This is a genomic window from Spirosoma validum (genome assembly GCF_014699035.1).
GTDB lineage: Bacteria > Bacteroidota > Bacteroidia > Cytophagales > Spirosomataceae > Spirosoma > Spirosoma validum.
The window spans coordinates 95723-109229 of sequence record NZ_JACXAA010000012.1 but is presented as its reverse complement, the minus strand read 5'-3'; the positions used below and the strand labels follow the sequence as shown (position 1 = coordinate 109229).

Sequence of the window (13507 nt, the reverse complement as noted above, 5' to 3'; positions counted from 1 at the left end):
TACTCCTCCAACGGATTTTGTGCTACGTACTACGTTTATTTTCCCCAGAACTCATCTTCCTGCGCAATGTCTTCCGAGTACACGGTGGTTTCGACAATCTTCCCATTTTCGACGGTGTACACGTCAATATTATTGACATCTAAAACACCTCCGCCGGGTTGAATGGCTTTCCACCGAATAAGGCAAGCTACCTTATTGCTATTGACCGTTACCTGTTTAATCTCAGCAAGGTTCAGCGTATTCGCCGTTGCTGCAAACATATCGCCAACCATCTGAAAGACGGCTGTGCTGGACGTTTTTTTGCCGGAAAAACGATTCGTGCCCGGCTGATTCCACAAAATAGTCGGGTGAATAAGCGCTGCCAGCGTTTGGTTATCGCCTTTTTGAACGGCGGTTAGGAAGGTTCTGACGGTTTGAGCGGCCTGATTGTCCATGGTCGTTGATCTGGATTGGTTTATGGTTGATTGATTGGTTGGCTGAGCGTATATGGGCTTTCCTGAAATCAGCAATCCTGATAGGATAATGCCCAAAATTGAATACGTTTTCATGGCGTTTGCAATTCGTTAACTGTGTTTGAACGATGCAAAACTAGAGCCGGGTACCGATCCAGGACTTACCCCAACCCGCCAATCACTTACCATTTTCCGCCAGTGTCTGGACCCGTCAGAAGATTCCACTTACCTTCGTACAAACGGTACGTCATGAATGATTTTCAATTGCTTTTCGTCAGTAATCTGCTGGGATATGCTACGCAGCGGAACCTCTCGCCCGAGCGCTTATGTACGCTTTCGGGAATTGATCTGGAAGCCTTCAAGCAACAAACGAGCGTAGTAATTACACCGAAGCAGTTGAATGACCTTTGGTTGAATGCCAGCCATTTAAGCAATGATCCTCTTTTTGGATTGCATTTTGGTGAGTCGATGCAACTGGCTGCGTTGGGGGTTGTCGGGCAGATTATTCAGACCAGTAAGACCGTGGGCGAAGCCTTAACGCACGCTGCTGACTTCATTCAGTTACTGACAAACCTATTCGATATGGACGTGTCCCGAACGGATCGAACGTTCTCGGTTCAGTTCATTCCACATCCCGATCGGGCTGCCGAATCACCGTTTGCGTTACGTCAGATGCTGGATTTGTCCATGGCGTTTGTGCTGCACGAAGTAGATGGACTGGTGTTGAAGCGTATTAAACCCGACGTAGTGACGCTTGCTTACGACACTGCTGATACACCTGAATACGAGCGCGTACTTCGATGCCGGCCAATAGAGAAAACAGACGCAAATTCACTCGTATTTGATGGCCAATATTGGGATGAGCCTATCCTGACGGCCAATCATGAGCTGCAACAGATTTTACTGCAAAAGGCGAGCGCTTTACTGAATACGTTCGGAACGGGTCAACTGTTGAACGAGCGAATTTTAAACTACCTGATCGCCAACGCGTATCTGGGAATGCCTACGCTGGAAGAGATTGCCGCTAATTTTAATACCAGTTCCCGGAGTCTTCAGCGTAAACTTCAGGAGGAGGGTGTTACGTATCAGCAGTTGGCCGATTCGATTCGAAAGTCACTGGCCGTTACGTACCTGGAATCCGGAAGATATCCGATCAAAGAGATTTCGTATTTGCTCGGCTACAATGAGCTAAGTGCGTTTAGCCGCGCTTTCAAACGGTGGACGGGCAGCACGCCCGTTACGTATCAGAAGCGTTGATTCATTTCTAAATTCTCTTTAAGGCTTATGCCTGCAACAGCGTTAGCCAGGCTTCGCGTACTCGGTTTTCTGCGAGATATTGTTTCGCCCGAACATGCAGCAAATCGGGCAGATATTGGCAACCGTAACGAGCTTCGTCGAACAGTTCGTTCAGAACACCTGAAATCCGGAATTCTTCTACCTCATCGCTAGTCGGCAGAGCGGGAAAACTGCCCAGCTTTCCCAAATCATTTCCGGATAAAATGGCGCTAGTGCGTATCGACTCGGGAATCTGATCAACGCCAAGGCCAACAGCTGGACGAGCTACTTTAAAGAGTGCGTCACCCTGAGCGCGGCAGTACCAATCACCACCCATCCGTCCGATCAAATCAAGCTGATGTGGATCAATAACCCCGTTAGTGTCGAAAATTGTATCGTGAAAATGAGCCATGAGTACGTCACAGATAATTAACGTACCGGCACCCGGTTTTTCGCCCGTTGTGATGATTTGCCGAACAGTACACTCAAACGCGGCTGGTGATTCAGCCACTCTTGGCGGACGAACGCGGTTGGATGGCAAAGGCGTAAACCCCGATTTCTCAAATTCATTGACATCCCGTTCAAACTCAGCGCTAGCTAACGACATTTGCTCAACCATCGCATAATTCACTACGTTGATCACGACTTCGCCTACTTCTTCCAGATTCAGCAACGTGTGTTTTTTATGGCCGTGCCGATTGATGCTTGGCGAGAACACCAGCGTGTGTGGATTGTAGCCAAAGACGTTGAAAAAGCTGAACGGACTTAGATTGACAGTACCCGCGGCATCGACCGTACTGGCAAATGCAATCGGTCGTGGGCCGATGGTGCCAATCATGTATCGATAAAACTCGTTAGGCTGTAAATCGGCGGGATTGATGGTTCTCACAAATAAGACCTGATAGTGCGATGCTAATTTACATCGTTTAAGTCTGAAGCTTACTACGCTCAAGCTGCTGGAACTCTTGTAACTTAGTTAAATAGTCCATGTACTTGGTTTTCAAGGACTGATAATGACTAGTCAGTCTACACCTTCTCTCCTGACTAACTATATTTTGGCTGACTTGGCTTAGCAACTGATCATAGAATAGGATATAGTTACGAGTGGCATCAATACAAGCCTGATGAATCGAAATGAGGTGTTCGATTGTCTTTATACGCTCATCCCGATAACTCCGCCTTCGGGAAATCGGTTTGGCTACGGGTTCAGGATGCGGCTCATTGCCGACATGAATAAATAAGTTAATTAATTTGTTTTGCGCGTCTTCTCCAACCTCTTCAATATACTTTTTGGATACACTGAATACATAATTTTCAATCAGCTTGTTGAACGGTATCTTATGGTGTTTCATTGGTTTATATGAGGCAGATTTGCAACCAAGTTATATTATTTTTCATCGATAAAAAAACATGATCTGGCTAACTGTCAGACTTCGTTTTCTTCCTTAATCTATTTGTATCCCTCTGTTTATAAGGGAAGTATATGATAGAAAAAATAATTGATACTTGAATTAGTCTATTCTGGACGCACATAAATGCACTTTTCACCACTGTAGTCTTAAGCATGTCAATACCTGTTAACATCAAGAATAAAGTGGCGAAAAATCCAGAAAAATCAAGGAGATGCGCAGCTTAGATTTATAATTGGAGCGCTGGCTGAATACTTCCTGAAACCTCACCCAAATCAACACGAATACCATTCAAAAAGCCCCAGCCCCGTAACGTAATGGTATCGCCGTTGGCCAAAAAGGTTCGTGCTTCGGTATGTGACAAATGCAATGGACGGGTGCCATTCCAGCTTAGCTCAAGTAAGGAACCATAACTGCCGGGCTCCAGGCCTGAGATGGTACCCGTCGCCAATACGTCGCCAATGTTCAAGTTGCACCCACCAACAGTATGATGCGCAATCATCTGAGCAAAATTCCAGTATAGGTATTTGGCGTTGGTGCGAGCGATGCAAATTTCTTCGCCATCAGCAGGCTTCAGCCAAACTTCCAGTTCAATTGTAAAGTGCCTCGGTTTCGCGGTTTGTAAATAGGATAGGGGCGTCGGTTCCTGGTGAAGACCGGCTATGCGAAACGGCTCCAGTTCATCGAAGGGTAATACCCAGGCCGACAGACTCGACGCAAAGTTTTTGCCCAGAAACGGTCCCAGTGGCTGGTACTCCCATCGCTGAATATCGCGCGCCGACCAGTCGTTGAACAACGTAACGCCAAAAATATACTCCTCGGCTTCGTGTACCGAAATTGGTTCGCCGAGTGGAATGCTCTTGCCAATAATCAGCCCTAATTCGAGTTCAAAATCAAGTGCCTGCGATGGCCCGAAAACGGGTTGCTTATCTGACCCCAGAAACTGACCATTAGGCCGACGAATGGGCGTACCGGATACGACAATCGACGAGGCTCGGCCATGATAAGCTACTGGTAACTGTTTATAATTCGGTAACAATGGGTCGCCATCGGGTCGAAACATACGGCCTACGTTTTCAGCATGATGAATACCCGCGTAGAAATCGGTGTAATCGCCAACACGTACTGGCAAATGCATCTGTGCCCGCGATTCATGGATGAAAACCTGCTCGTGAACAGATTTCAGAACCCCGGCTTTGTCGGCCAGCAAGTCAATGATCCGCTGACGAATGGCTTGGTGAGTTGGTTTTCCGAGGGCGATAAAGTCGTTTAATACAGGTTGCGCAAAGACAGCCGGATCGATGTTCAGATCCGAAAAATAGCCCAATAACCCAACGACTTCGAGATCAAGGATACGATTTCCCTGTTTCCATCCAATCCGGGGCAATGTGATACCGTAACTGAAAATACCGTACATACTAAAAAGTGGCCGGGATGCCGTATCACTAAGCCACTGTTATTCGCTGATGTTGCTATAAATCGAGTCCATAATTCTAACGAAGTGCTGGTAATCGTCGTCGCTTAAATTGCCCCAGCCTTTACGTCGCATGGCGGACACGACGGGTAGCACTTCCTGATACTTGGCCTCGCCGGCTTCGGTCAGATACACCAGAAACTTGCGCCGATCCGAATCGGCCATGCGTCGCTCGGTGAGACCTTTTTGCGAGAGCAGATCAATGATACGTGTAACGGTAGGTGCGTCTTTCGTGGTCATTTCCGAGATCGTATTCTGACTAATACCCGGGTTTCTATAGAGATGATCAATCACAACCCACTGATCAACGGTTAGATCAAAGCCTGCATCATTGAATTGCTTTTGCAGAGCATTCCGAATCTTCTTGATCGTCGTATCAATCTTGAAAAAATAAGCACGCGTATCAGATGGATGCGTCATTAGTGGAAAGGATCATTAGCTTCACTGGCGGACCGGCGAAGCTAATGACAATAAGCTTAACTTACTAACAGGCTTTCTAACCTTGACTCAATTTCAGGAACCGAATGAAATAATTGCTCGTAGGATTCAATTATAAAGTATTGCTCCTGGAAATGGTCGATGATGTAAGGCGTTTGTAGCAGTGTCGGTACGTCATAAGGGGTGCGTTTAGGAATATCGCTTTCCAGACTGTATATCGTTTCGCCCGGCGACGATAGGATTCCACCACCATAAATCCGTAGCCCTTCCGGTTCCTGGATCAGCCCAAACTCAACGGTATACCAGTATAATCGCGAGATCATCTCAACGGCTTCCGGGTTATCAACGTGGTCGAGTGCAATCCGGCTCAGTGCTGCCAGAAAATCGCAGAAATGCTGATTGGTCAGCACCGGCACGTGCCCGAACGTATCGTGAAACATATCCGGCTCGGGCAAATAATCCAACTGTTCACGGGTACGTAGCCAGGTTGTAGCCGGAAATTGCCGATCAGCCATCAGCTCAAAGAACTCCCGGTTCGGAATCAATCCCGGTACCGCCACAACACGCCAGCCCGTAATGGGCAGCAAACGCGGGTTCAGGTCGCGTTCGAAGTCGGGAATGTGGGTGTTCGGAAAACCCGTCGCCACAATTCCGTCCATGTAGGCCTGACTGGCCCGCCCCGGCAACCGGGCCATCTGCCGCTCAAACAGCAGTTTCCAGACAGCCTGTTGGTCGGAGGTATAGGTTGAATAGGTTTGGTTCATGGTCAATGAGTGAATGATCGATTGATTGAATGGTTAGCGCAAAACCCTATTCTATCATTCAATCAATCGACTATTCAAAATTAATTACAACGTTCCCCGTAACGCCTGTTCCCGCTCGATGGCTTCGAAGAGTGCTTTGAAATTGCCCTTGCCGAACGAGCGGGCACCTTTACGCTGAATGATCTCAAAAAACAACGTTGGACGGGAGCATACCGGCTTCGTAAAAATCTGGAGTAAATACCCCTCTTCGTCGCGGTCGGCCAAAATACCCAGTGGACGTAACGTCGCGATTTCTTCATCGATCTGACCGATCCGCTCAGCCAGATTGTCGTAGTACGTATCGGGAACGCTTAGAAACTCAACACCCCGGTCGCGGAGGGTCAGTACGGTTTCAACAATATTATCGGTTGCCACAGCAATGTGCTGTACACCCGGTCCGCCGTAGAAATCCAGGTATTCTTCAATCTGCGACTTCTTTTTACCTTCGGCGGGTTCGTTAATTGGGAATTTCACACGACCGTTTCCGTTGCTCATTACCTTGCTCATGAGCGCCGTGTATTCCGTCGAAATGTCTTTGTCGTCAAACGATACGAGTTGCTGAAAACCCATTACGTCGTGGTAGAAGCTCATCCAGTGATTCATCTCGTGCCAGCCGACATTCCCAACCATGTGATCGACGTATTTCAGGCCTGCATCAATTGGTTTGTATTCTGGATTCCACGGTTCGTATCCCGGCAGGAATACACCGGTATAGTCGTTACGTTCAACAAAGACATGGATCGTATCGCCATACGTGTGAATGCCCGAACGAATGACGTACCCATGATCGTCATGCGAGCGAGTTGGCTCCATGTAAACACTTGCTCCTCGGCGGACTGTCTCTTTAAATGCTTTCGTCGCATCATCGACCCACAAAGCAATCACTCGAACTCCATCACCATGACGATCAATATGTCGGCCGATTTCGCTGTCGCCGTACAAAGGGGATGTTAGCACGAGTCGAATTTTCCCCTGCTGTACTACGTATGATTCCCGGTCGCGAATACCCGTAGATAATCCTGCATGAGCGACTGGCTGAAACCCGAATGCTGTCTGAAAATAGTGCGCTGACTGCCGGGAGTTGCCAACGTACAATTCGAGATAATCTGTACCATTTAGCGGTAAGAAATCATCTACTGCTGGTTCTAAAAGATCAAGTGCTTCCATTGTTTATTGATGTTGTGTAATGCGAACCGGAATGCCGTATCGCTTGGCTACTCTAGCCACGATTTATAATATTTCCCATCGTCAATTTGCAATGCCTGTTCCGTCAACATGAGTGGGCGGAACGTATCGACCATGACGGCGTATTCCTGCGTTTCTTTCTTGCCAATGCTCCGTTCCATTGCACCGGGAGCCGGACCGTGCGGAATACCGCCGGGATGTAACGTAATGTGCCCCTGCGCAATGTCGTTACGGCTCATGAAGTCGCCATCTACGTAGTAAATGACTTCGTCAGAGTCAATATTCGAGTGATTGTAAGGCGCCGGAATGGCTTTCGGATGATAATCGAACAGACGCGGCACGAACGAGCAGACGACGAATGTATCGGTCTGGAATGTCTGATGCACTGGAGGTGGCTGATGTACGCGCCCCGTAATCGGTTCAAAATTGAAGATCGAAAACCCATACGGATAATTGTAGCCATCCCAACCCACTACGTCGAACGGGTGCGACGCAAAAACGAGTGAATGGAGCGACCCTTGCTTTTTGATTTTCATCAGGAAATCACCGGTTTCGTTGTGGGTTTCCAGATCGCGTGGGCGGATGATATCGCGTTCGCAGAAAGGCGCGTGTTCGAGCAATTGCCCGAAATGATTGCGATACCGTTTCGGCGTATAAATTGGCGAATGCGATTCGACGTAAAGCAGGCGATTGTCTGTTGTATCGAACTCGATCTGGTAGATCATGCCACGCGGAATGATCAGATAATCACCGTATTGAAACGGAATCGTGCCCAGTAAAGTACGTAATTTACCGGAGCCGCGGTGTATAAACAGCAGTTCGTCTGAATCGGCATTCTTGTAGAAATAATTCGTTAGGGAGTGTTGGGGAGCGGCCAGTCCGAAAATCAGATCGTTGTTGACCAGCAACGGCACCCGACTATCCAGAAAATCATCGGTGGGTTCAATATTGAACCCGATGAATTTTCTCGAAAGCATGTTTTTGGCTACAGCCAGCTTCGGCGTTACGTCTACACTTTCCAATACCTCACGTACCATTGTTGGGCGATGAACATGGTACAGGAGTGACGACATCCCTTCAAATCCAATTGTACCAAACAATTGCTCATAATAGAGTCCAGGCGATTTACCAGAACCATCAGCCGGTTTCTCAAACTGCGTATGGCGTTTAGAAGGTATCTGGCCAAGTGTGTGATAAAAAGGCATAGTCGTCGGTATTTTTTAATTGCTAAGACAACTATTGTTTAGCATACAATTATAACGACAACTAGTGAAAATAGTATATTGTTTAGAAATAATTTTATTTAAAGGTGTTGTTGAGGACAAAATGGCTTTATGAAGCGTTAACGTATCAGAGCCAATTGCTTTTCCCTAATTTTGGCGGGGCAATTTGTAAACCTGTAAGATCCTGAAGACTTTGTAGGTTTTATTGATAACTATTGACTAACGACTAAAAATGCAACCTACGCTTTTGATTCTGGCCGCTGGTATGGGCAGCCGATACGGTGGTGTTAAACAACTTGATCAATTCGGTCCACACGGCGAAACAATTATTGATTATTCGTTATTTGACGCTATTCGGGCTGGTTTTGGCAAGGTTGTTTTTATCATCCGCGAAGAACTTCTGGACGATTTCAAGGAAGTCTTTGACGAGAAATTAGCTGGAAAGATTGAAGTGGATTACGCAATTCAGTCATTGACCTCATACGTACCCGCTGAAGCAGGGGAAGTCAGACGTACGAAACCCTGGGGAACGGGTCACGCCATGCTTTGTGCGAAAAACCACACGCATGCCCCTTTTGCTGTTATTAACGCCGATGATTTTTACGGGCTCGAAGCGTTTCAGTTAATCGGCGATTTCCTGAAAACGGATCAGGACGATATGCTTCATGCCATGGTTGGCTATGAAGTAAAAAACACGTTATCTGAAAATGGATCAGTATCGCGGGGCGTTTGTGAAGTTGCGGAAAACGGCAATCTCATATCGGTCATTGAGCGAACGAAAATCTACGAGACAGAAAATGGAGGACCGGCGAAGATCGTTTACGAAGAAGCAGACAATCTTACACCATTAGCGCCCGATACACCCGTATCGATGAACTTCTGGGGTTTCAAACCCAGTGTGTTCCCGCTGGTTGAGCATCAATTTGAAAGCTATGCCATCGCCAATATCAATACGCCGAAGGCTGAGTTTTACATTCCGACGGTTATGACAACCCTTATTGAGACCGATACGGGTCGTTGCAAAGTATTCCGCAGCCAGTCGGCCTGGTTTGGCGTTACGTATCCCGATGATAAGCCAACAGTTCAGACAGCCTTAAAAAAGCTACATGATGAAGGTGCGTATCCTGAGAAATTATGGTAAATAAAACCGATAAGGTCTTGGAGACTTTATCGGTTTTAACAAAAAGGCGGCATTGTCAATCTGACAAAGCCGCCTTTTTTCAATAGAGAAATTTTGCTTATTTCTGTGTAACCCGTATAGCGATTCGGCGGTTTTCAGCGCGACCGGCTTCGGTATCATTCGAAGCTACCGGGTACTCAGGACCGTAGCCTTCTGCTTCCAGACGAGATTTATCGATGCCGAGTCGTATTAACTCACCCATCACGGAATCAGCACGCTCCTGCGACAACTTTTTATTGACTTCGGCGCTGCCTGTATTGTCCGTATAGCCACCCAGTTTGATGTGTACGTTCGGATACTCTTTCAGAATGGCAGCAATATTGGTGAGTTGCTCCTGCGATTCAGGCCGTAACGTAGCTTTGCCGGTGTCGAACAACAGTCGGTCAAAATTGAACCAGGTCGTTTTATCGACAGGCTTGCTCGTGTCTTCGATAAACTTCACAAGGTTGTTCTCGATACCAAACTCAGGAATGTTCAGCTCAAGTCCTGATGGTAATTTTCGTTTGAAGAACGCGCCCAATTTTGCCGTTGCATCTTTCAGCGCATTACCCGCCGAATCGACTGCTTCACCTATTTTGAGTTCGGTGGTGTCGGCTCCGTTGCTCATTGCTGAGGACGTACTGTCAACGGTCGTTTCGGTTGTGGTGCTGACCGTTTCTTTTTCTTTACCGCATGAGCGCAGGAAGTAGAAAAGCGCAGCCGCTCCTAAAAGAAGTAACAGCCAGGGTAACCAACGATTACCACCACCCGACGATCGGTCATCATCTTCTGTGTAAACGGGCGCTGGTGCCGGGCGAGCTGGGGGAACGTTTACTGCAGAGGGTGTTACTCTTGTAACAGGCTCGGTTACGCTAGATGTTAGGTCGCCAATTTTGCTACCGAATCCGCCTAGAAAACTTAAACCTGGAATACTGCCTAATAGAGAGCTTAAGCCTACGGGTACCGCTGATTGAATGTAGGACGCCTGATTGCTCAACAGACCTGCTATCCCTGAAACCCCCGTACCATCATCGGCTAATTTTTTACCCAGTAGACTCAATAAGACCGGGCCAGCAATGCTCAATAACGAAGACGCTGAAGACTGCTTTATGCCACTATACGAAGCAACAGCGCCAGCAACGGCTCCGGCTTTGTCGCCGAACAAACGTTGAATGATGCTGGCTCCTACTGAAAGCAACGTACTGGATTGAGAGCCATTAGTAAACAAAGTGCTCAGATGGCTTAGAATGCCACCGCTGGGTGTGATCGCTTCACCGGCTGCCCGGTTGGGCGCCATCACTTCACCAATCATATCCATAATCGAACTGGTCCCGCCCGGTTCAATCGATTTTTGTACCAAACCGCTCAAAATAGCGGGAAGAGCACCATCAAACGCTTTTTGCGTATTCTGCGGCTTTTCGCCGAGCATGTTGCTGACCTGTCCTATGACATCGTCGCTAAGGTAACTCTTCGCTGAATCCAACAAATTGACCGCCATACCGAAGTAAAAGTTTAAAAGGTTACTTGTTTGCTTACATAAACATCGCTGTTACCGGAGAGAGCTAGCTTTTCTCAGGCAGCGACAAGCAGTTAGACGGGTCAGGTCTTTTTCGTCACTAGTGATCCGCGGGTAGTAGGAAAGCAGCAAGACGCTCATAAAAGCAAATATCCCCGCCGTAGCTCAGGGCATAGCCTTGCTACAGCGGGGATAGATTTAACTGGTTTATCAGTTGATTAGCTGGTACGTTCCGGGAATTTGGACACGATTCGCTCGACTTCTTTGGTCAATTGAGCCGTAATACGAGTTGGGTTAACAACCGCGTCTTCTACAGCACCACGCCAGACCAGTTTATGCGTCCGAGCGTCAACCATGTCCACAACCAGCGTACCGGCTTTGTACTGTTCCTGCGTGTACTGAGGACCACCCCAGCCCCACCAGCCAGGGCCCCAGCCGCGGTAACCCCAGCGTCCCCAGCCCAGATAAGGACCATATAACGGGGAGGTTGGATTCGCTACAGTTCGGGTTTTGTTTTCAACAAAAAAGTGGTAGCCTACCAACAGATCAGGATTAGCTTCGTTCTGCCTCAAGCCTTTTTCCTCTAATACACTGCCCATTGTGTTTTCCACACTCTGCGTAGCCAACTGATTATAGTACGCAGGATTTTGCCCTGCTTTTACGTCTGATTCCATCCAGGCAAAGGTTTTGTATTTGCTGAAATCGGTTCGACTATTACTATCAACCGCTACTCTGGGGGAGCAGCCATATCCTACGGTCAGCAGACCGAAAATTATCAATAAGCGTTTCATAACGTTGTTGTTTATCTTTCTCTTCTAAACGCATAGACTAATCGAATGGTTTGCGTTTAGAACGTAACAGCGCTATTGAAACGTAGGATGTTTTTTATGCCATTGCGTAGCGTCCTGATATGCCTTGGCTACGGCCAATACCTTACCTTCTTCAAATAACTGGCCGAGAAAGGTGATGCTGGTTGGTGTATTTTGCTTGGAGAAACCATTGGGCAGTACGACACAGGGATGGCCCGTCAGGTTCGTTAGCGCCAGATTTCCGCCTGCATACGTGGGCGATACGTACACATCAAGGCGAGCTTCTTTCAGTTGCGCTGCCATTTCATTAATGAGTTTTGTTCGGGCACGATTGGCCTGTAGGTACTCAACGGCGGGTATAAACCGGGACGAGCGGAACGTATTCGGCCACGCATTTTTGGCTTGACGAGCTAACTGATCATCCCGCCCGGAGCGGGTTAACTCATCGAACGACGCGGCCGCTTCAGCGCTGAGTAAGAACGAAATTCGGTTGGCCGGAACACCCGTTGGCAGATCAAACGGTACTAACTCTGCTCCCAGATTACGTAGCGTCTGGAGGGTTAGCGAGTCATTGGCGCGGTTAGGATAGCTGCTTTCAAACGCCTTTTTTACGTAACCAATCCGCATACCCTTTATGGAGGCCATTGGTGCATAGCGAAAGGGGGCGGCCATTACCGTTGGGTCATGCCCATCAGGGCCATAAATCGCGTTGAAAACCAAAGCACAGTCTTCAACTGAACGGGTAATGGGACCAATTTTGTCCATGCTCCAGCTTAGCGCCATCGCTCCGTGCCGACTTACCCGGCCGAATGTTGGCCGTAGCCCCGTAGTGCCACAAATGGTTGAGGGCGAGACGATGGAGCCGAGAGTTTCGGTCCCGATTGCAAACGGTAATAAACCCGCCGATACACTCGAGGCTGATCCGGCGGATGAGCCACTGGAGCCGCTGGTCAGATTCCAGGGATTACGAGTCATACCGCCAAACCAAACATCGCCCATGGCTAATGCACCCAGGGTCATTTTGGCGCAAAGCACGGCTCCGGCTACTTCGAGTTTCTGAATGACCGTAGCATCTATATCAATTGTCTGGTCTTTGTAGGGCTCGGCTCCCCAGGTTGTCTTATACCCTTTCGTTGCCAGTAAATCTTTGGCACCATAAGGAATACCATGCAAAGGGCCTCGGTATTTTCCTGCTTTCAGTTCCGCATCGGCCCGTTTAGCCTGACTTAGCGCTAATTCTTCTGTTAACGTGATCACGCAGTGTAACTTAGGATCGTAGGTTTTAAGCCGATTTAGGAAAAACTGGGTTAGTTCGACGGATGAAATCTGTTTGCTTCGAATTAATTGACCTAACTGTCCTACCGTGTAGAAGGCCAGGTCGTCGCGATTAGCTGGAAGCGTAACGTTGCCTAAAGCGGAAGCTTTAAACGACGACGGGCCTGTGGACATACGAAAGCCTGCCGGAAGGGGATTGAAATACAAGGCTGGCGCAATGTCGTTGGGTAGATCAATTTTACGTAACGCTTCGTAGTTTAGGCGGGCATTGTTGAGGTTTCCGAGCATCGAATCACGTTCAGCCGCGGTAAAGTCCAGACCAACTATGTGGGCGGCTACCTCAACCATGTCAGCCGTAATCGGCTTCTGGGAATCGTCTGTCTTGATAAATGCCCCGAGTAAAAAACTACCAATGCAGGCAGCAAGGAGAATGGAGAGTTGTTTCATTCAATTGGCTATTCAGGAAGTATATGACCCAAATTACACCAA

General features: G+C 48.0%; 13 protein-coding genes. 2 read left to right on the top strand and 11 right to left on the bottom strand.

All coding sequences use genetic code 11. The features are described 5' to 3' along the window. Positions 1-35: 35 nt before the first annotated feature. Positions 36-548, bottom strand: a complete 513-nt coding sequence (locus IC230_RS26100) for a nuclear transport factor 2 family protein (RefSeq protein WP_223860852.1) — start codon at positions 546-548, stop codon at positions 36-38. A gap of 153 nt (positions 549-701) precedes the next feature. On the opposite strand from IC230_RS26100, the gene IC230_RS26095 reads away from it, so the two are divergent. Beyond that, positions 702-1709, top strand: a complete 1008-nt coding sequence (locus IC230_RS26095; RefSeq protein ID WP_191042015.1) for an AraC family transcriptional regulator — start codon at positions 702-704, stop codon at positions 1707-1709. Between the two features lie 25 nt (positions 1710-1734). On the opposite strand, the gene IC230_RS26090 is transcribed toward IC230_RS26095, so the two are convergent. From IC230_RS26090 to IC230_RS26060, 7 genes are all read right to left on the bottom strand, one after another. Continuing rightward, the gene (locus IC230_RS26090) at positions 1735-2616 is read right to left on the bottom strand and encodes a flavin reductase family protein (protein ID WP_191042014.1); all 882 of its coding nucleotides are present in this window, start codon (positions 2614-2616) and stop codon (positions 1735-1737) included. Positions 2617-2653: 37 nt separating this feature from the next. Continuing rightward, entirely contained in the window at positions 2654-3079 is a 426-nt protein-coding gene (locus IC230_RS26085; RefSeq protein WP_191042013.1) for a hypothetical protein, read from the bottom strand. A 286-nt stretch (positions 3080-3365) separates the two neighbouring features. Beyond that, entirely contained in the window at positions 3366-4553 is a 1188-nt protein-coding gene (gene fahA, locus IC230_RS26080; protein ID WP_191042012.1) for a fumarylacetoacetase, read from the bottom strand. Between the two features lie 39 nt (positions 4554-4592). Beyond that, positions 4593-5030, bottom strand: a complete 438-nt coding sequence (locus IC230_RS26075; RefSeq protein WP_191042011.1) for a MarR family winged helix-turn-helix transcriptional regulator — start codon at positions 5028-5030, stop codon at positions 4593-4595. Between the two features lie 56 nt (positions 5031-5086). Beyond that, positions 5087-5812, bottom strand: a complete 726-nt coding sequence (gene phhA / locus IC230_RS26070; RefSeq protein ID WP_191042010.1) for a phenylalanine 4-monooxygenase — start codon at positions 5810-5812, stop codon at positions 5087-5089. Positions 5813-5896: 84 nt separating this feature from the next. Beyond that, the gene (hppD, locus tag IC230_RS26065) at positions 5897-7018 is read right to left on the bottom strand and encodes a 4-hydroxyphenylpyruvate dioxygenase (RefSeq protein ID WP_191042009.1); all 1122 of its coding nucleotides are present in this window, start codon (positions 7016-7018) and stop codon (positions 5897-5899) included. 47 nt (positions 7019-7065) lie between these two features. Beyond that, positions 7066-8241 (bottom strand): homogentisate 1,2-dioxygenase, encoded by a 1176-nt coding sequence (locus IC230_RS26060; RefSeq protein ID WP_191042008.1) that lies wholly within the window; start codon positions 8239-8241, stop codon positions 7066-7068. 250 nt (positions 8242-8491) lie between these two features. On the opposite strand from IC230_RS26060, the gene IC230_RS26055 reads away from it, so the two are divergent. Continuing rightward, positions 8492-9400 carry a nucleotidyltransferase family protein gene (locus IC230_RS26055; protein ID WP_191042007.1) on the top strand — a complete coding sequence of 303 codons (909 nt, stop codon included), beginning with the start codon at positions 8492-8494 and terminating at the stop codon, positions 9398-9400. 97 nt (positions 9401-9497) lie between these two features. Here IC230_RS26055 and IC230_RS34150 read toward each other — a convergent pair whose 3' ends face one another. The 3 genes from IC230_RS34150 to IC230_RS26035 form a co-directional block, all read right to left on the bottom strand. Continuing rightward, on the bottom strand, positions 9498-10916 hold the full coding sequence (locus tag IC230_RS34150) for an OmpA family protein (RefSeq protein ID WP_223860851.1): 1419 nt from the start codon (positions 10914-10916) through the stop codon (positions 9498-9500). A gap of 236 nt (positions 10917-11152) precedes the next feature. Beyond that, positions 11153-11725: a DUF4136 domain-containing protein gene (locus IC230_RS26040; protein WP_191042006.1), complete on the bottom strand. Its 573-nt coding sequence runs from the start codon at positions 11723-11725 to the stop codon at positions 11153-11155. A gap of 72 nt (positions 11726-11797) precedes the next feature. Beyond that, a complete protein-coding gene (locus IC230_RS26035) occupies positions 11798-13465 on the bottom strand; it encodes an amidase (protein ID WP_191042005.1) in 1668 nt (555 codons plus the stop codon). Positions 13466-13507 lie beyond the last annotated feature (42 nt).